Genomic DNA, 18,139 nt, shown 5'->3' on the forward strand with positions numbered 1-18,139 from the left:
ATTTTATCAAGGTAGTAAATAAGGTTAATTTTTAATAGAAAATTCTTATAAGTATAAAAAATTCTTAAATTTTATAGATAATTTTTATCAAGAAAGGCTTAAGAAATCTAAAATAAATTTTGCTTTTTAGTATTTAGAATTATTTTTATAAACACTCTTAAGTAAATTATGAAAAAATTTTATAAATTTTAAACAAGATAGAGCAAAACTCTTGGATCTAATAGAAGTGTCATATAAATTTATTAGACGCCCTTGAAGGCAAAAATGGAAAATTCATTCATGCAAATACTATCTTTTTTCATATTTTTTAGTCTTAGACTTACGTTGGTGTCTTGTCAAAGTATCGGCAGTAGTACAAATATCATCCTATCAAGGCTAAAATTTTTCACATCTTCACGCCAGCCGTCCCAGCGGTAAAGCTCGCAAAATTTAGATATATCGCCGCATAGCGCCCAGTAAAAACTACGAGTAGCCAAGCTGTGCATCTTCCCATTTGCCGCTTGTCTGGCACACAGTAAAAGACGTTGCCAGCTTTGCCACCAAAGGCACCGCCGTTTATCGCGAAAAATCCACTCAAAATATCGTTTGCTACGAGCAAATTGCTAGACATCTGTCTACCTCGCTAAAGCTTTTGCCAAGGTTAAAGCTATAAATTCCACACTTCACCTGCTCATATCCTGAGCCAAGCAGGCGCAACCAACCGCCATCTATCACTATGCCGCCACACCCATAAACAAACGCTCCCATCGGCGATCGAGTGGCTACTTGAAACCCAAAAAACTCGCTTTGTGCCCTGCTCTCATCACGCAGTAAAATTTCACCCATTTTTAGCTTATTTAGCCGTTCTTCAACCAAGCTCCCAAGCCCGGCTTATTTGTATCTATAAGCCACCCTAGAGCTCTTATTGCGTACCGTTACAATAAATTTAATGAAATTTAAAAGAAGAATTTGGCGAGTCACCCCACCAAATTTGTATTAGTAGATTATTTTGCGTCCCAAGCTAGGATCGTGTTGCCTTCGGCGTCGGTAGCCACGTCACCCATACCCATGATGTTGTAGCCGCAGTCGACGTAGTGCACCTCGCCGGTCACGCCGCTAGCAAGGTCGCTGAGTAGATACATCGCGCTTTTGCCGACGTCTTGCGTCGTGACGTTGCGTTTTAGCGGGCTGTTTACTTCGTTATAGCGTAAAATCATCCTAAAATCGCCTATTCCGCTTGCGGCAAGCGTTTTGATTGGGCCCGCGCTGATAGCGTTTACGCGGATGCCGCGCGCGCCAAGGTCGTGAGCGAGGTAGCGCACGGAGCTTTCAAGCGCTGCTTTTGCGACGCCCATAACGTTGTAGTGAGGCACGAATTTAGGTCCGCCAAGATATGTAAGAGTTAGCACCGAGCCGCCCTCTTTTAGCACCGGTAGCACCGCGCGAGTAAGGCTTAGTAGCGAATACACGCTCGTGCCCATCGCGATGTCAAAGGCCTCTTTTGTAGTGTTTACGAACTCGCCTTCAAGTGCTTCTTTTGGCGCATAGGCCACGGCATGCACGACGAAATCTATCTCGCCGAGGTCTGCTTTGATACGATCCGCAAGACCGTATAGGTGAGTGGGATTGTTTACGTCAAGCTCATAGACGAATTTGCTCCCAAACTCCTCCGCGATCGGTTCTACGCGTTTTTTTAGCGCGTCGTTTAGATAGGTAAACGCCATCTGCGCGCCCTGCTCGTGACAAGCTTCGGCGATGCCGTAAGCGATGGATTTGGCGTTAGCGACGCCGACGATGAGGCCTTTTTTGCCTTTTAAAATCATTATTTCTCCTTTAAAATTTGCTTGGCTTTTGAGCGCTTTTTGGCGATTTTGTTAAAATTTTGCTCGGCAGACCATCCGTCTAGCCTACACAAAATTTTAACTGCAAATCCTCAAAAATTACCTCAAAATCCTTCACAATTTGACTTAAAAATTGCAATTCAAATTTAACAAAACGTCAAATTTTGAATATAAATCGACAAGCGGAAATATCGCTAGGCGGATTTAAATGTTTCGCAGTAAATTTTGTCCCAAGACTAGGCACATAGCCTGTCACAGAGCGAAATTTACAAAATCATTTAAAGACGTCAGCGAGATGACGCGCTAATAAGTTCCAAGAAACCAGAAGCGTCCCAGCTTGCCGTACCTACTAGTACTCCGTCGCAGTTTTTAATACCCGCTATCTCGCCGATATTTGCGACATTTACGCTTCCGCCGTAAAGTAGCGGCGCGCTCGTCTGCTCGCGGATGAAATTTAAAACATTCTCAATTTGCTCCGCGCTAGCGCTCTTGCCCGTGCCTATCGCCCAGACGGGCTCGTAGGCGATCAGCAGCCGCTCGTAGCCAAGGTCGATATTTTTTAGCTGTTCCGCCAAAAACTCCTTCGTGCCGCCAGCTTCGTTCACGCTCAAATTTTCGCCAATGCAGTAGACGATCTGCCAGCCCGCCTTTACGGCAAAATCAAATTTAGCTCGCAAAAGCTCCTCGCTCTCGCCAAGCTCGCGTCGTTCGGAGTGCCCGATCAGCACGCTTTTTACGCCAAACTCGTCCAGCATCGCCTTACCGATCTCTCCGGTGTGAGCGCCGCTTTCGCATGGGTAGAAATTTTGCGCGCCGAGTTTAAATTTATGAGCCGCGCCATCAAGCGCGCTAAACGGGGGGAATACCGTCACGTCGTCGTTTGCGCTTAAATTTGCGTCTAAAATTTCAGCGTATTTAGCAAAGCTAGCTCTCGTGTGATTGCACTTCAAATTTGCTAAAAACCTCACTCCGCAGCCTTTCTAAGCGGTTTTATGCCAGGTAGCTCCTTGCCCTCGATAAGCTCCAAGCTAGCACCTCCGCCCGTGGAGATAAAGGTCATCTCGTCGGCGTCTCCCGCGCGCTCGACGACGTCGGCCGTATCGCCGCCGCCAACGACCGTAGTCGCGTGAGTGTCGATGATAGCGTGGCTCATTTTGATGCTACCTTTGCTAAATTTATCCATCTCAAAAACGCCCATCGGCCCGTTCCACCAGATGGTTTGCGCGTCGGCGATGACCTCTTTAAAGAGCCTAATCGACGCCGGTCCGATATCTAGCCCCATCCAGCCGCTAGGTATTTCTTGGGCAGGGACAAATTTCACGGCGCTTTCGGCCGAAAAGGTCTGAGCCGCGACGACGTCTACTGGCAGGTAAATTTTAACGCCGAGCTCCCTGCCCTTGCGTAAAATTTCGCGCGCGTCCTCGATGAGATCCTCTTCGAGCAGCGAATTTCCGATATTTTCACCCATTGATTTTAAAAACGTAAACGCCATACCGCCGCCGATTATCAGCTTATCCACGCGCGGAAGCAGGTTGTGTAGGGCTTGTAGCTTGCCGCTTACCTTACTGCCGCCAACGACCGCCACAAACGGGCGCGCAGGGTGTTTGATGAGATTTTGAGCAAAATTTATCTCTTTTTGTAGCAAAAATCCCGCCGCTTTGTGCTTCTCGTCGTAAAATTTAGTGATCGCTTCAACCGATGCGTGCGCCCTGTGGCAGACGCCAAACGCGTCGTTTATATAAAATTCACCAAATTCTGAAAGCTCTTTTGCTAAAGCTTCGTCATTTTTTGTTTCGCCCTTTTCAAAGCGCAAATTTTCAAGAAGTAAAATTTCGCCCGGTTTTAGCGCAGCGACTTTGGCTTTGGCGTCCGCGCCGACGACGTCCTCGGCAAATATCACGTCTCTATCAAGCAGCCTTGAAAGTCTCTTTGCCACACCTCGCAGCGAAAATTTCTCCTCGAAGCCGTTTTTAGGGCGCCCTAGGTGGCTAGCCAAAACCACGCTGCAGCCGTTATCTAGGCAGTAGCGGATCGTAGGGATCGCCGAGCGGATACGGCGGTCGTCGGTGATGTTTAAAAACTCGTCCATCGGCACGTTAAAATCGCACCTAACAAATACTTTCGCGCCGCCGAGCTCAAGGTCGTTTATCGATAAAATTTCACTCATTTTTCACCCTTTAAATTTACTTCGTAGCTACGATCTTAGCTAGGTCTACAAGCCTTGTCGAGTAACCCCACTCGTTGTCGTACCACGCAAAGACCTTTACCATATCATCAGCGATGACCTGCGTAGTGTCGCTAGCCACGATGCTGCTGTATGCGCTCGTGCAAAAGTCGCTACTAACCCTATAATCGTCATCGACGAATAAAATTCCCTTCAAATTCGACTCGGCAGCCGCTCTAAACGCCTCGTTTATCTCCTCTTTGCTAGCCGGCCTTTTTAAAACCGCCGTTAGATCGACCATAGAAACGTTTGCTACCGGTACGCGCACGCTTTGTCCGTGCATCTTGCCGTTTAGCTCGGGAAGTACTTTTGCGATCGCTTTTGCCGCTCCGGTGGTCGTAGGCCCGATATTTAGGGCCGCAGCGCGCGAGCGGCGGAAGTCTTTAGCCTTTACGTCTACTAGGCTCTGTCCGTTCGTATAAGCGTGGATCGTGGTCATCAGCCCTTTTACGATGCCGAATTTATCGTTTAGCACCTTTGCGACGGGCGCTAGGCCGTTTGTGGTGCAGCTTGCGTTTGAGACGATCGCTTCGCCTGCGTATTTATCATCGTTTACGCCGACTACAAACGTCGCCGTGTCGTCTTTTGCCGGAGCGCTCATGACGACTTTTTTGATGCCGCGAGCTAGATAAGGCTCGCATTTTTCAGTGGTCAAAAACTTGCCCGTACACTCCAAAACCACGTCTGCGCCGTAGTCTGCGTAGCTAAGCTCGTTTAGATCTCTTGTTGAAAAAACTCTTATCTTTTTGCCGTTTACTTCTATAAAATCGTCGCTTATCACCTTAACGTCTTGCTTAAATTCGCCGTGCACGCTGTCGTATTTGAGCAGATAGCGCGTCATGTCGCGCGTCGCCGTGTCGTTGATAGCGACAAGCTCAACGTCGTCTCGCTCTAAAATAATACGAGCAGCGCACCTGCCGATACGCCCGAAGCCGTTTATTGCTACTTTAACTGACATCTTAGCTCCTTTTGATATAATTACGCCTAATTCTACAAAAAAGAATTTTAAAACAAATATAAACAAGGCACTTTAATAGATGAAGTTAGCACTTTTTGGCGGGAGCTTTGATCCGGTTCATTTAGGACACGATAGCATTGTGAAAATGGCACTAAGTAGCCTAGATATCGACAAGCTCATCATCATGCCAACTTTTATAAGTCCCTTTAAGAGCGAATTTTCAGCTCCGCCAGAGCTTCGCCTAAAGTGGATAAGAGAAATTTGGGGCGGCCTAGAGAAGGTCGAGATCTCAGACTATGAGATAAATTTGGCTCGCCCAGTGCCTACCATAGAGACGGTTAAGTATTTGTATGAGAAATTTAAGATAGAAAAATTTTATCTCATAATAGGTGCGGACCACCTAGCCACGCTTAATAAGTGGCATGGCTACGAGGAGCTAAAAAGCTTAGTGCAGTTTGTGATCGCCAAGCGCAATCACATAGAAATTCCACGTAATCTACAAAAAATGGACGTGCACGTGGACGTTAGCTCGTCGCAGATCAGGCACCAAAAGGGGCTTGATGAGCTGCCTAGCAAGATAAAAGATGAAATTATAAATTTTTACCAAGGATTAAAGATGCAAGAGAGATCGATGCAAGAGCGCACCGAAAGTATAGTTAAGGTTTTAGATGCAAAAAAGGCTGAAGAGATACAAGTGTTTGATATGAGTGGAGATGATTATTTCGTAAAAGCCGTAGTTATCGCTACCACGCTTGGCGAGAGGCACGCTTACTCGCTGGCTGAGGATCTAAAAGAGGAGCTTAAGCCTATTGGAGAGAAATTTATAGGCACGGAGAGCTCGCCTGATTGGATCGTGATGGACCTTGGCGACATCTTGATACATCTTTTAAGCCCAGCTTACAGGGCAAAATACAACATCGAAGAGTTTTTGCAAAAGCTAAAAACTAGCAAAGAGTCTTAACAAAAACAAGCGATGAGCAAATAAGCCATAAAAATATAAAAAATGCTAGCAAAAATGGCTTTTTGCCCGTCGCTTTAAAAATGCTTCTATCTATCCCAAACCCCAAAGCACACATCGCGACGCAAAGGCAAATGCTAGCTGCTAGCTTTAAAATTTGCACCAAATTTTCAGGGAAAAATGGCAAAGATCTAACGCAGATCGCCACTAAGAAAAATAGCGCAAACCATGGTATGCTCTTTAGCTTTGAGCCGCCGCTATTTTGGCTTAAATTTAAGAAATTTAGCAAAAACAAAAATGGTACTAGCATGATGACACGAAGCATTTTTATGATGACGGCGGTGCTGCTTGCTGTGCTATCAAATGCTGCTGAGGCTGCGACTACATGGGCTACCTCATGAAGTGAGCCACCGATAAAAAAGCCGGTTTGGTGTGGCGTGAGAGCTAGAAATTTAGCGATAAATGGATAGATAAACATACCAATCGTCCCAAAGAGCACCACCGTGCAAATGGCGATAGCAAGCTTGTTTGCGTCTGCTTTTATCTCATTTTGAGTAGCCATAACAGCAGCTGCGCCGCATATGCTTGCCCCTGAGCCAATGAGCACGGCACTATCTTTGCTAAGCCCCAAAGCCTTAGCGGTAAAAAGTGCAAAACAAAAGGTCGCAAAGACCATAAAAGCTGCATATATCACGCCAAGAGTGCCGACACTTGCGATCTCGCTAAGGCTTATGTTAAAGCCAAAAAGTATGATGCCTAGCCTTAAAATTTGCTTCCCAGCGATCGCTACGACGCCACTAGATTTTAAAATTTGTGTCTGTTTGGTGAAAAGATTTGCAAAAATGGCGCCTAAAATGATAGAGATAATGAGCGGGCTGGTGTGAAATTTAGCTAAAATCGTGTTTGAGAGCGCAAAAGAAATGGCAGAGATCAGCGCTAAAACAAGCACAGCAAGAAATTTATGAGACATATTTTAACCTTAATCTATTTTTTAAAAATGCAATTAGCACGTTTGGGTATAATTGGACGAATTTTATAATGCAAATTTAAAATAAAGATAAAGGGATAGGCCTATGATCATCCTTGGCGAAAAATATACTTTTACCAGCCTAGAACTAGAAAAGCTTAGAAAGAAATTTGGTCAAGTAAATTTTTTATCCCATGAAAATAGCGACGCAAAAGCCTTGCGAAGTGCGCTAGAAAATCTAATAAAATCAGGCGATCAAAGACTGATCGTACTAAATACCGCAAAGCCAGTCGATAGTAAATTAGTTAGATTTCTCACGCTTTTGCAGTTTAAAACGAAGTATAAAAAGATAAAATTTCTAAACGTAGAGAATTTTTTAGAAATTTATCTGCACAAATGTTATATCCCAGAAAATGGGGAAAATCTTAATTTTTTAGATGAGATAAGGCCTTATGGTGCTTTTGATTACGCACTGAAGCGAATGATCGATTATACTAGCTGCTTGATACTTTTCATCTTGCTTTTTTGCCTAAAATTTTATGTAAAAAGAAAGATAGACGAGCAATCGCCTGGAAGCCTTTACTTTTTACAAAGTAGAGTTGGGCTAGACAACAAGGAATTTGAGTGCATAAAATTTCGCTCGATGATGGAAGATGCCGAGAAAGATGGGGCAAAATTTGCTAGTGAAAATGATGAGAGAGTGTTTGAGTTTGGCGAATTTATGCGAAAAACTCGTATAGACGAGGTGCCGCAGTGTATAAATGTCTTTCGAGGACAAATGCATCTGATAGGTCCAAGGCCTGAGCGAAGACACTGGATAAATTTCTTTGAAAAAGAGATCCCTTACTACAATGAACGCCACATCGTTCGCCCAGGGATAACTGGCTGGGCACAGGTAAACTACCCTTATGGCTCAAATACACACGACGCCAAACAAAAACTCATGTATGATCTTTATTACATCAAACACTGGTCACTTTGGCTGGATATAAAGATCATAGTAAAAACCATTGCAATAGTATTTGAGAAAAGGGGAGTTTAGCCTATTTATTTTTTGTATTTAGTTACCCCATTGTAGGCGTAAAATACAAAATAATATAAGCTTTTTAAAAAGCTTAGCTTCTCTATATCTCTATAAATTTTCCACTGGTATTTGGCTGCTTTTACCTTGTTTGAAGATACTGAATTTTTACGAATTCTATAGGTAGCCAGTGGCTCCGAAATACCCTTAGTCTCGCCAATAAGCTTTAATATTTTCAACCACAACCCATAATCTTGTCTTTTTAAGATCAGTGGCATATATTGTTTACCTATTTTTTTTGTGTCATATATTGCAGTTAAGCATCCCACACTGCATGTTTTTAACATATCAAAATATGAAATTTTATCTTTTGTGATAAAAACACCTAAGTGTTCATTATCCTCTCCAACAAGCCTATACGAACTATATGTAAAAGCCAGATCATTATTATGCATAAAATTTATTTGAGTTTCAAGTTTGTTTGGCAGCCACACATCATCAGAGTCTAAAAAAGCTATATATCTACCACTTGCAGCTTCTATAGCCGTATTTCTAGCCACAGCTGGACCGCTATTTTTTTGTAATTTTATTAATTTTATACGGCCATCGCTATCAACATACTTTGTTATTATCTTATTTGAATCATCTGGCGAACAATCATCTACAATTATTAGCTCCCAGTTAGAATATGTTTGCGCCAGAACGGACTCTATTGACTCTATAATAAATTTTTCAGAGTCATATGACGGCATAATAATAGTAACGCTCATTGCGCACCCTTGTCGTCAAATGCATTTTTGTATCCATTACCAAAGACATTACCAGAATAAAAAGATCTGACTTGTTCTCCGCTGACACTATCACTGAAAAAACTATAGTTGTATTTATGATAAACATCTTTGTCATACCCCATCAAGTCCAATATAGATGGAAAAATCATAAAATGGCTATATATATTTTTATCAAATTTATATTTACTAGTGATGTCTTTTGCAAAAAGCAATATAGGAACAGTTGCCGTTGTCTTTGGCGGATTTAGCTCCATTCCATAGTGCATAGTAGTGCCGCTCTCTGCTATATTGATCCCATGATCAGAAGTATAAATAATAATCGTATCATCCAAAGATATATTGCTTAATAATTCTTTAAAGAACCCATCCATACTCCATCTTAGGCTATTTACATATGTGTTTATAGCTCTATCCCTATTGCTAAATTCAACCGACTCCATGTTTTCAAGGACGGGTGAAAAGGTGGCTGAATTTTCTGGATAGTTCATCTTCCATGGAACATGAGAGCCATATTTCACGATATAAATAAAATTATGGTCATTTGATGATAGTATTGTCTTTATTTTTGGTATCAACTTTCTATCCAAATAATAAAATGGTTTTCTATCTTTAATAGTAAAATACTCATCTATGTATTCTAGATCGTAGCTAGACATAAAATTTTGTAGTTGCTGATACTCCACCTGACTATCTAGATAGTATGTGTGGAAATTTGCATTTTTTGCATATTGAAATATATTAGGGATTGCCAATGTAGCAAATTTATTATCTGGCAAATCTCGCATCTGGACACCATTTCTTATTATGTATTGAGATGGCGCAGAGTTATTGCCACCAGAAGAAGCTATGCCCAAACTAACGACATTATCATATGTATCAAGAAAAGGAGTGGTCTGCATGTTAAATCCATTGATAGATAGATAATCTCCCCTTACACTTTCATCAACAATTAAAATAATATTCTTATATTTTGCAGCACCGTCTGGACGGATAGTCAAAGCATCCCTTGCTTTAAATTTGATATCAAAATAGCCATTATGTTTAGCTGCGTATATATACATAGGTATTTTTGTAAAAAATGGATACTCATATGCTGCATACGCTGACTTATTAAAGACCATATATGACCCAACCAATGAAAGTGGCAGCATAATAATTGGAATGTAGAAAAATTTAATATCTATAAATTTTCGTATAATTTTTATTGTAAACAAGACAGTTACAGATATTAGCAGTGAAATTATTATTGCCCCAGAATAAGCCCAAAAAGCACCTAATATATGAGATGTTTCATGATAGGCAAGTACTATCTGGTGCATAGAAATTCCAGTACCATTCTTATCAATAAGATAATATACGATATCCACATTAAGTAAAATAAATAATGCAAATATCAAAATTTTAAATATCACACCATTTTTCATAAATAAGATAAATATAAGATTAGCAAATACAAACAAGTAAGATGCAACATATATTGATACTTTTAGCAACCCCTTAGGTCCATGCGGTTGATACAGCACATCCATAATATTAAAAAAAGCAAAATTACTCAATGAATTTATGCCAACAAAAACAACAAGCGAACATAAAAATAATAACAAATATTTACTCAATAATTTTTTTGTAATCATGGACCAAATCCTCTATACTATTTAAAGTTTTATGCTTTACATTTTTACTGTTTTTAGCATCCAGGATCGCTTGAGACAATCCAACTATATCACACTTTCTAACGATTTTACCATACTCATCATTACCTATCAACTCTTTTGATCCGGCCTTAAAATCAAAAGATATGATTTTAAGATTATCAAAGACCATAGCTTCAGCTAGCGCATTTGGATATCCTTCGTATAGTGATGTAAAAGCAAAAATATTGGCTCTTGATAGATATTTATATGGATTTTTCCTATATCCCAATAAAAAAACAAAATCACATAACCCCAGCTCAGAAATCAGCCTCTCCAAATACTCACGCAAGGCCCCTTCTCCAATTATCAAAAGACAGTAGTTTGATCTACTTGGTAACATTGCAAATGCCCTAATAAGATACTCTTGTCCTTTTTGTTTATCCAGTCTACCAACATTAACAATAACCTCCTTTTCAGCAAAAAGAGGAAGCAACTCTACTTCTATCTCCTCTTTTCCAAGCCTAGTAATAATTTTAGCATCATAAGCATTTTCTATAACTGTAATTTTATCTCTATCACAATTATAAAATTGAACAAGCCCTTCTTTAATATCTACAGAATTGCAAGTAATGGCATCAGCCTTATTATAAAGTACTTTTATGGCGTTATTAAAGAAATTTTTTTTAAAATCATGCTCAAAAAAATCTTTTGTATATATTCTTTCACTTATGATGCTTTTAAATTTTTTAAATAGCAACTTAGACAAACAATTTATTATGTTTGAGCGGTGTTGAAATGACAAAACAACATCTATATTTAAATTTTTAATTAAGCCTATTAGCCTAAAAACATCTAATAAAATTGTTATAAGCTTTTGGAAAACGCCAAAATTATAGCTATTTCTAAAAGAGATACATTTTATACCAGAATTTAGCTCAAACGAGATCTTGTCTTCTAATAAAACCAAATATATTTCATATCTAGGGTCTTTAACCAATTCATTGGCTAAAACCGCCATAGATCTCTCGGCTCCGCCACCATACAACCAGTCGTTTAATAATATTAGCCTAATTTTATCTTTCATTTATCATCCACTGCTTGTACCATAGCTGAAATATCAAAAAAAGCCATAATTTATATCCAGGTTTTTTTTCTTCATAAAATTCTTTTTTTAGCTTAACTACCTCTGCATGGCAAAAAATACCTTGGTCTTCAATAAAATCTTTATTAGAGCAATCATCAACAAAATTTTTTAGATCACCATTTAACCAATCCTCAAAAGGTGGAACGAAGCCCTGCTTTGGACGGTCTAGTAAATTTTTTGGGATAAAATCATGAACAATATCTTTTAATATCCCCTTGGGGCCATTTTTTAGCTTTAGACTAGATGGAACTTGTGCTAAATATTCTATTATCCGCTGATCTAAAAATGGCTCTCTAGACTCCAATGATACAGCCATGCTAGCCCTATCTACTTTCATCAAAATTTGGTACATATATGTTTGAAAGTCTACACACATTGACTCGTCGAAGTAATCTCCATTTACACATCCAAATTTATTATAAGATGTTTTGTACTCAGAGCTATAATTTTTTATGAATTTTGCGACATCTTCCTTTAAAAAATACTGACTTGAAATTTTAAAAACACTTTCCGCTTTAGCGTCAAGTATATTTATAAATTTTCTAAATTTTCCAGAAAAATTTGTCATTTTTTTCCCAGTTAGCTTTAATAAAATTTTTTCCAATATTTTTATATCTAGCAATAACAAAAACGACTTAGCTACTTTTTTAACAAAAGAGGGAACTTTTGATGATAAACGATATACCTTGTTCCCAATAAAATACTTTGGATAACCACCAAAAATTTCATCCCCACCATCGCCAGACAAAACAACCGATACATGCTCTTTTGCAAATTTTGAAACAAAATAAGTCGGTATAGAAGAGACATCACCCATTGGCTCATCATTTATAACACAAAGCTGATCCACCAAATCCAAACAATCTTTTTGAGTAACATAATACTCGTAATGCTCTGTGCTTAAAAAATTTGCTATATCTTTAGCATATGGAGCTTCATCAAAATTTTTATTATCAAAACCTATACTAAATGTTTTTAGCTTGGCACTAGAATTTGACTGCAATATCGCTGCAACAGCAGAGCTATCATATCCTCCGCTTAAAAATATCCCAACTGGCACATCAGATACCAACCTATATTTAAAAGCAGATAATAGCAATTCAGAGACTTCTTTTTTTATAACCTCATACCCTTTGTCTGTCTTTTCTTTATTATAGTATTCCTCTACGCTCCAATACTGCTTCTGGGTATACGACATCGATCTTAAATCAAATTCCAGCATATTACCAGCTGGGAGTTTATGGGTATTTTCAAAAATAGAGTATGGTGCCGGTATATAAGAATACTGAAAATATAATCCTAGAGCATTTGGATCAATTTTTTTATCTATTTCTTTAATACAAAAAAAAGATTTTAGCTCTGAGGCAAAGGCAAATAAGTCATTTTTAAAATAATAATAAAATGGTTTGACACCAGCCCTATCTATAAAAACTTTTATTTTTTGATCTTTAACATCATAGATAACTATAGAAAACATACCAATTAGTTTCTTGATAAAATCGTCGCTGTATTTGATATATAAGTATAGTATTACCTCTGTATCACTATTAGAATTAAATTTGATACCATCACCTAAGAGTTCTTCGTAAAATTCTTTAAAATTATATATTTCACCATTATAAATAATAACATATTGACCAGTTTGATCAAACATTGGTTGGTGTCCATGTTTTGATAGATCCTGTATCGATAGTCTGCGATGGCCTAGGCCTAAATTAAAATTTTCATTTTCAAAAAATTCGTACCCACTATCATTTGGACCTCTATGCCGCAAAACATCTGTCATGCTTATTAAATTATCCATATCCTGTTTTTTATTAAAATCGCAAAATCCAGCCAATCCACACATACTATCTTTTCCTTGTCATGCTATAAATTCTTATTATAAATTCATTCCTTAACAAAACTAATATTACATAGTTAAAGACAAAAAACAAAAAACTACTTATAAAAAATGGCAAACCAAGCATTCTAATCATAGCAAAAGAGGCGCCCGCTGCCAACAAATACTTCATAAACTCAAAAAGTATATTTTTATAGCTTAAATGCAAATTCTCTTTATAATGAATTATCGGCAGATTTAGGGCTATAATAACACCAGTTGAAACAAGAGTTGCCAAAGCTATACCTACTATACCATACTTACTTATCCAAAGATAATTTAATATAAAATTTATTAGCACCCCTATTAATGATAAACAAATAACATAAGTATATTTTTCCAAAGACTGATATAAACTTTGAAATAGACCATTAACAAGACTTAAAAATAACAATGGCGATAATATCACAATAATAGAACTTGTTATCTCTATGGAGTTTTTATCAAATTTTCCACCTCCATAAATTATCGAGATAAACTCTTTTGAATAAAAAAGCAAATATACAATGACAGGCAATGTTAAAAATATATAAAGCTTAATTGCAAGAGTAAACACTGCCGCCTTGTCCTCTTTTTCTGAAAATTTTGTGATATAGACATAAGCAAAGTCAAAGACAAAACCCATACCAGAAATAAGCATAGAAGCGTAAACTAACGCGCTTATTGCTCCATTATCAAGCAAGGAGGCAAATCTCTTATCCACCACCCTATATAGTTGCAGCACTAAAAACCAAAGCGAAAGTTTAGCAATATTTTTATATATATTTTTCATATATGGTGTAAAAATCGAGCCACTAAATCCAATTATTTTGATCTTAATAGCAAAATAAAGTGCAAAAAATATAGTAACAACATATGCGACACTCAAAGATAATGGAATGATGACAATATCACTACTCATAAAAATAATAAGATACGCAACAGAGAATATAGCGATTAAAAAATCTAAAAAGTTAGAAATAGAAAATAAATTTAGTGATCTAAAAAAAGATATAAGAGCAAAATATGGCAAATAAACTATATTCATGGGCAAAAAGTATTTAAAAATTTCATAAGACAAGGCACTTTTCTTATCATCGAAACCTGGCGCTAAAATAGATACTAGATCATAAAAAAATATATATTGAAAAACTATAATAATCGCTGCCAAAACTAAAGAAAAGACAAATATAGAACCACTTAGCTTTTTAAATGACGTAAAAGATTTTTTTCTAGATTTTACCAGCATAGGTATCCCAACTACAGAAAAAACATGTCCTAATACAAACATAGATACATCAAGTATCGTTAAAGCCATATTGTAAGCATCCATTTGCATGCTTGTACCAAACAAAAATGCAAACAAGAGGTATTTTCCGTACCCTATACCTTTTGAAAATATCTGGTACAACAAAGTATTGATCAAACTCTTTTCTATAGAAGAAGCAAACATTATATTAGTTCACCTTTAGAGATGCCTTTTATATAAAAAGAGATAGCTTTTAGTGTATTATCTAAATTTGCGTCCATCAATGCAACCGGTCTTGGCTGATAGTAGTATTGAGCTGGCTGCTCTATATAAAAATCAAATAGCACACTATATAAATCTGCAATAACTAAATCTATATTATTTTCTCTATCGTTGTTTATAATGGCCTTTAAATCACTTGACATGCTTCTAAAAGAGTCAAATCCAAACTGATCTTGATAAAAAAATGTTTTTCCAAACTGAAAGACTGGTTTATTGCGCAGCATTGCCTCTAGTAGTGCTGTGCCGGTCACAGAGCATACTATTATAGAGCTATCTATCAAGTCGTTACTTGATATGGCTAACGAAGAGATCTCTACACCTGGTTTACAAGAAAGAATTTTATAGAATTTTTCACTTCTCTCTCCAGCAAAAATTGGGTGCTCTTTGACAACAACCTTAATATCTGGTGTTATATTCATAAGTAATAGATCTATGACTCGCATCTGATCTACAAAGTATGGCTCTAAATTATTGATTGAAGATTCTGGGGTTACTTGTAACGGGAAATATATAAACTTCTTTGGCAACATCTCTATAGTTTTTACTGTTACATATTTTTCATAAATGTACTTTCTTGAGCGCCTATATTTATTTAGTAGGCCCAAAAACCGCATTCTAAACCTAACTATAAAAGACATATCTTCTTTTAAATAGTGTTTTTCGTAAATAAATTTATTTTTTAAAAATGATATTAGCTTTTCTAGGTTAGTTCTACCATATTTTGATATTTTATGGTCATATTCCGCTTGGTTAAATTCAAGTGTAACCTCATAGGCTTTTTTATTAGAATTTTTTATTTTTGCAATAAAGTCACTAACCCCGTCATTGTTTGTAGCGGTACTTTTATAGTACTCTTCATTAATATTTTTTGCAAAAAAAGATCCACCAATGCTTCTTGCATTGACATAGTAAAGTACCTTTATGTTTAGCTCTTTACACAAGGCAAGAAGTATCATTCCCTCCACAAATTCAACATCAGGAAATACAATGTAATCGATATCATTATTTATCAAATACTCTTTCCAAATTTTATAAATTACCGACACATTTTTCATCTGATAAGAAGATGGCTTGGTAAAATAAGCATGCTTATCTGTCAATATATCTCTATATAAGCTACCGCAATAGCTATCAAGGTTGTAGGTAAAATTTTCATCAGACATATATTCATTAAAATTTTCAAATAAATAACATATATTTTTATCGCATATATTTTTTTCCAAGTGTGACAAATATATATTTGTATTTGTCAATACAAACCAATTAACTTCATCATTTTCTATACAAAATTTATTCTTTTTAGCATAGTCAATTAGTTCATTAAAAAATATACAATAGACACCCGGAGAAAAAAGAGCTATATTAATCATATATAATCTCCAAACACTGATTTAATGCCTCATCAATTTTGCCATTATAATTATTGACTCTAAAAACAATAAATTTTGAATTTAGAATTTCATTTTGCCAACTTTCAATGTCATCAATTGACAATTCTTGTTTTCTCTTGTATATGGTAATAGGATCTGAATATATAAAAATAATCTTTTTTACTTTTGGGAAGAATTTATAAAAAATATTATATAACATCACCATCTTTGGATTTTTATTAATTTTATACTCTATAGGTGGATACCTATCAAACAAAACTATCTTACCTTTAAAAGTGGCTATGAAAACTGCTTTTAGATATCTATATATATTCTCAAAAAATTGAAACAATCTTGCTAAAAAAACACACACAAAGCCTTTGTTTAAAAGCTTATTATAAAAACCATCGAGCATAAAATCTCTACCACCAAAATAAAGGCTGGCATAAGCATCATGTTCTACCAACTTTGAAATAATATATGTTTTGCCTGCGCCATCCGCCCCAATAAGGGCAAATATTTTTCTAGAAACAAAATTATTTATAATACCTTTTATTTTTTTAAATATTAGTTTTAATATAAATTTGATTTTTAAATTACGCACAAAAAAATACTTATTATCTGTTGCCAACATTAGATTTAGATCTATTTTTTTAAAAGGATTATTTTCTAAATAGTCCAGGTAAAAATTATTACTTATAATATCTTGCCTGTTAGTCTCAAAAAAACTATAAACTTTCGACGAACCTTTTAATGATAACAAATATTTTAGTGTTCTAAACCAAATTTCATTTGTGCAAGGATCCATTATATATAGTTTCTCATATTCTCTTTTTAACGCAATATTAAGTCTATTGTCTCTAAAAAGAGTATTTGCGATCTCAATGGAAATTAATTCTTGTTCAATATATTTATTAAATTCTATATGAGATGAACTTCTAGAGGTAACAATAAAGCCGTTTTCTCTCAAAAAACATTCAACACTACTTACAATATTACTAGTAAAAAAATCATAATCATTTCCAGAAGATCTATCTCTTAGCAATATACAATTATAAGAATTAGTTAATTTTAATATTATTTCATCTAATGTCATTACAAAATCCGTCACCAAAATATTTTTTGTTTAATAAGATAAATTCTTTAATGTCAATACCTTTATCAAATAAATAATTAAATATTACAACTTTACTATTATCCCAAGCACCTCGCTTAAACTTATAAAGCTTATAACAAAAAATTGCAAAATCATATAAAACTTTTTCACACTTAGGTATATCTGATAAATACTGATATTCAAAGTCTATAAAAAGAATTCTTTCATCTGATGTATATAAAATATTGCCAAGATTTAGATCTGGATGAAAAATATCGTTGTCATGCAACAAAAATATCTTTGATAAAATCTCTAAAATTTGACCATTGTCAATATTGTCAAATTCCATAAAGGATTTTGAATAGCATACATATTCCATTAGCAAGTAATTATTAGAGTGTTCTAACGGTTCTGGTCCGAGACCAATTTTTTTTAATCTTTGTAGCATTTCAAATTCGAATTTAAATTTATCCAACGGATACTGAATTTTATCAATGTATTTTGAGCTATAATGTTCGATTGCATTTTTTTCACGCATAGAATTTTTTATTTTAACCACAAATTTACCATCTAGTATTAATGTTACCGATAGGCCATTACCAGCTCTTTGTATATTTTTACATTTAAAAACATTAAAATATCTATTTCTAATACAAAAGAATATAAAATTAATAGTAAAAAAAATTTTACCCATAATCCTACGATAAATCATTGTTAAAGATAGTTTAAACATATATTGTATCCATAATATCCGTATATTAAAT

General features: G+C 36.1%; 15 protein-coding genes and 1 pseudogene. 2 read left to right on the top strand and 14 right to left on the bottom strand.

Translation table 11 applies throughout. The features are described from left to right. Positions 1 to 385: 385 nt before the first annotated feature. From CYO92_RS09610 to gap, 5 genes and pseudogenes are all read right to left on the bottom strand, one after another. A pseudogene (locus tag CYO92_RS09610) lies at positions 386 to 825 on the bottom strand (DUF2625 family protein). A 158-nt stretch (positions 826 to 983) separates the two neighbouring features. Then, complete coding sequence (gene fabI / locus CYO92_RS08375; protein ID WP_103588442.1) at positions 984 to 1,802, bottom strand: enoyl-ACP reductase FabI; 819 nt, start codon at positions 1,800 to 1,802, stop codon at positions 984 to 986. A gap of 305 nt (positions 1,803 to 2,107) precedes the next feature. Then, positions 2,108 to 2,788, bottom strand: coding sequence for a triose-phosphate isomerase (locus CYO92_RS08380; RefSeq protein ID WP_103588443.1), 681 nt, complete (start codon positions 2,786 to 2,788; stop codon positions 2,108 to 2,110). After that, on the bottom strand, positions 2,785 to 3,987 hold the full coding sequence (locus CYO92_RS08385) for a phosphoglycerate kinase (RefSeq protein WP_103588444.1): 1,203 nt from the start codon (positions 3,985 to 3,987) through the stop codon (positions 2,785 to 2,787). Before CYO92_RS08385 ends, CYO92_RS08380 begins: the two co-directional genes overlap by 4 nt. A 16-nt stretch (positions 3,988 to 4,003) precedes the next feature. Further along, the gene (gene gap, locus CYO92_RS08390) at positions 4,004 to 5,002 is read right to left on the bottom strand and encodes a type I glyceraldehyde-3-phosphate dehydrogenase (RefSeq protein WP_084041155.1); all 999 of its coding nucleotides are present in this window, start codon (positions 5,000 to 5,002) and stop codon (positions 4,004 to 4,006) included. 79 nt (positions 5,003 to 5,081) lie between these two features. On the opposite strand from gap, the gene nadD reads away from it, so the two are divergent. Beyond that, on the top strand, positions 5,082 to 5,963 hold the full coding sequence (nadD, locus tag CYO92_RS08395; RefSeq protein WP_103588445.1) for a nicotinate (nicotinamide) nucleotide adenylyltransferase: 882 nt from the start codon (positions 5,082 to 5,084) through the stop codon (positions 5,961 to 5,963). On the opposite strand, the gene CYO92_RS08400 is transcribed toward nadD, so the two are convergent. Next, positions 5,947 to 6,930: a YeiH family protein gene (locus tag CYO92_RS08400; protein WP_103588446.1), complete on the bottom strand. Its 984-nt coding sequence runs from the start codon at positions 6,928 to 6,930 to the stop codon at positions 5,947 to 5,949. The genes nadD and CYO92_RS08400 overlap by 17 nt on opposite strands. Before the next feature lie 103 nt (positions 6,931 to 7,033). Here CYO92_RS08400 and CYO92_RS08405 point away from each other — a divergent pair, with 103 nt between their 5' ends. Next, positions 7,034 to 7,969, top strand: coding sequence for a sugar transferase (locus CYO92_RS08405; protein ID WP_103588447.1), 936 nt, complete (start codon positions 7,034 to 7,036; stop codon positions 7,967 to 7,969). 5 nt (positions 7,970 to 7,974) lie between these two features. Here the strand turns inward: CYO92_RS08405 and CYO92_RS08410 are convergent, their stop codons facing one another. From CYO92_RS08410 to CYO92_RS08445, 8 genes are read right to left on the bottom strand one after another with little or no spacing between them, the layout of a single operon-like run. Next, positions 7,975 to 8,718, bottom strand: a complete 744-nt coding sequence (locus CYO92_RS08410) for a glycosyltransferase family 2 protein (RefSeq protein ID WP_103588448.1) — start codon at positions 8,716 to 8,718, stop codon at positions 7,975 to 7,977. Continuing rightward, on the bottom strand, positions 8,715 to 10,373 hold the full coding sequence (locus tag CYO92_RS08415; protein WP_103588449.1) for a sulfatase-like hydrolase/transferase: 1,659 nt from the start codon (positions 10,371 to 10,373) through the stop codon (positions 8,715 to 8,717). The genes CYO92_RS08410 and CYO92_RS08415 overlap by 4 nt, the downstream gene beginning before the upstream one ends. Further along, positions 10,348 to 11,457 carry a glycosyltransferase gene (locus CYO92_RS08420; protein WP_103588450.1) on the bottom strand — a complete coding sequence of 370 codons (1,110 nt, stop codon included), beginning with the start codon at positions 11,455 to 11,457 and terminating at the stop codon, positions 10,348 to 10,350. The genes CYO92_RS08415 and CYO92_RS08420 overlap by 26 nt, the downstream gene beginning before the upstream one ends. Continuing rightward, the gene (gene asnB, locus CYO92_RS08425) at positions 11,447 to 13,366 is read right to left on the bottom strand and encodes an asparagine synthase (glutamine-hydrolyzing) (RefSeq protein WP_103588451.1); all 1,920 of its coding nucleotides are present in this window, start codon (positions 13,364 to 13,366) and stop codon (positions 11,447 to 11,449) included. Before asnB ends, CYO92_RS08420 begins: the two co-directional genes overlap by 11 nt. A 1-nt stretch (position 13,367) precedes the next feature. Then, on the bottom strand, positions 13,368 to 14,831 hold the full coding sequence (locus tag CYO92_RS08430) for a lipid II flippase MurJ (RefSeq protein WP_103588452.1): 1,464 nt from the start codon (positions 14,829 to 14,831) through the stop codon (positions 13,368 to 13,370). Continuing rightward, positions 14,831 to 16,279 carry a hypothetical protein gene (locus tag CYO92_RS08435; RefSeq protein ID WP_103588453.1) on the bottom strand — a complete coding sequence of 483 codons (1,449 nt, stop codon included), beginning with the start codon at positions 16,277 to 16,279 and terminating at the stop codon, positions 14,831 to 14,833. Before CYO92_RS08435 ends, CYO92_RS08430 begins: the two co-directional genes overlap by 1 nt. Beyond that, on the bottom strand, positions 16,272 to 17,375 hold the full coding sequence (locus CYO92_RS08440) for a hypothetical protein (RefSeq protein WP_103588454.1): 1,104 nt from the start codon (positions 17,373 to 17,375) through the stop codon (positions 16,272 to 16,274). Before CYO92_RS08440 ends, CYO92_RS08435 begins: the two co-directional genes overlap by 8 nt. Next, positions 17,362 to 18,108 carry an RIO1 family regulatory kinase/ATPase gene (locus CYO92_RS08445; protein ID WP_103588455.1) on the bottom strand — a complete coding sequence of 249 codons (747 nt, stop codon included), beginning with the start codon at positions 18,106 to 18,108 and terminating at the stop codon, positions 17,362 to 17,364. The genes CYO92_RS08440 and CYO92_RS08445 overlap by 14 nt, the downstream gene beginning before the upstream one ends. Positions 18,109 to 18,139 lie beyond the last annotated feature (31 nt).

This window comes from Campylobacter concisus (assembly GCF_002913715.1).
GTDB classification, from domain to species: Bacteria; Campylobacterota; Campylobacteria; order Campylobacterales; family Campylobacteraceae; genus Campylobacter_A; species Campylobacter_A concisus_AG.

Bases quoted from the DNA above. Each gene is read 5' to 3' on its own strand.
- fabI (WP_103588442.1), bottom strand. From the start codon at position 1,802: ATGATTTTAAAAGGCAAAAAAGGCCTCATCGTCGGCGTCGCTAACGCC.
- CYO92_RS08385 (WP_103588444.1), bottom strand. From the start codon at position 3,987: ATGAGTGAAATTTTATCGATAAACGACCTTGAGCTCGGCGGCGCGAAA.
- gap (WP_084041155.1), bottom strand. From the start codon at position 5,002: ATGTCAGTTAAAGTAGCAATAAACGGCTTCGGGCGTATCGGCAGGTGC.
- nadD (WP_103588445.1), top strand. From the start codon at position 5,082: ATGAAGTTAGCACTTTTTGGCGGGAGCTTTGATCCGGTTCATTTAGGA.
- CYO92_RS08400 (WP_103588446.1), bottom strand. From the start codon at position 6,930: ATGTCTCATAAATTTCTTGCTGTGCTTGTTTTAGCGCTGATCTCTGCC.
- CYO92_RS08405 (WP_103588447.1), top strand. From the start codon at position 7,034: ATGATCATCCTTGGCGAAAAATATACTTTTACCAGCCTAGAACTAGAA.
- CYO92_RS08410 (WP_103588448.1), bottom strand. From the start codon at position 8,718: ATGAGCGTTACTATTATTATGCCGTCATATGACTCTGAAAAATTTATT.
- CYO92_RS08415 (WP_103588449.1), bottom strand. From the start codon at position 10,373: ATGATTACAAAAAAATTATTGAGTAAATATTTGTTATTATTTTTATGT.
- CYO92_RS08420 (WP_103588450.1), bottom strand. From the start codon at position 11,457: ATGAAAGATAAAATTAGGCTAATATTATTAAACGACTGGTTGTATGGT.
- asnB (WP_103588451.1), bottom strand. From the start codon at position 13,366: ATGTGTGGATTGGCTGGATTTTGCGATTTTAATAAAAAACAGGATATG.
- CYO92_RS08430 (WP_103588452.1), bottom strand. From the start codon at position 14,831: ATGTTTGCTTCTTCTATAGAAAAGAGTTTGATCAATACTTTGTTGTAC.
- CYO92_RS08435 (WP_103588453.1), bottom strand. From the start codon at position 16,279: ATGATTAATATAGCTCTTTTTTCTCCGGGTGTCTATTGTATATTTTTT.
- CYO92_RS08440 (WP_103588454.1), bottom strand. From the start codon at position 17,375: ATGACATTAGATGAAATAATATTAAAATTAACTAATTCTTATAATTGT.
- CYO92_RS08445 (WP_103588455.1), bottom strand. From the start codon at position 18,108: ATGTTTAAACTATCTTTAACAATGATTTATCGTAGGATTATGGGTAAA.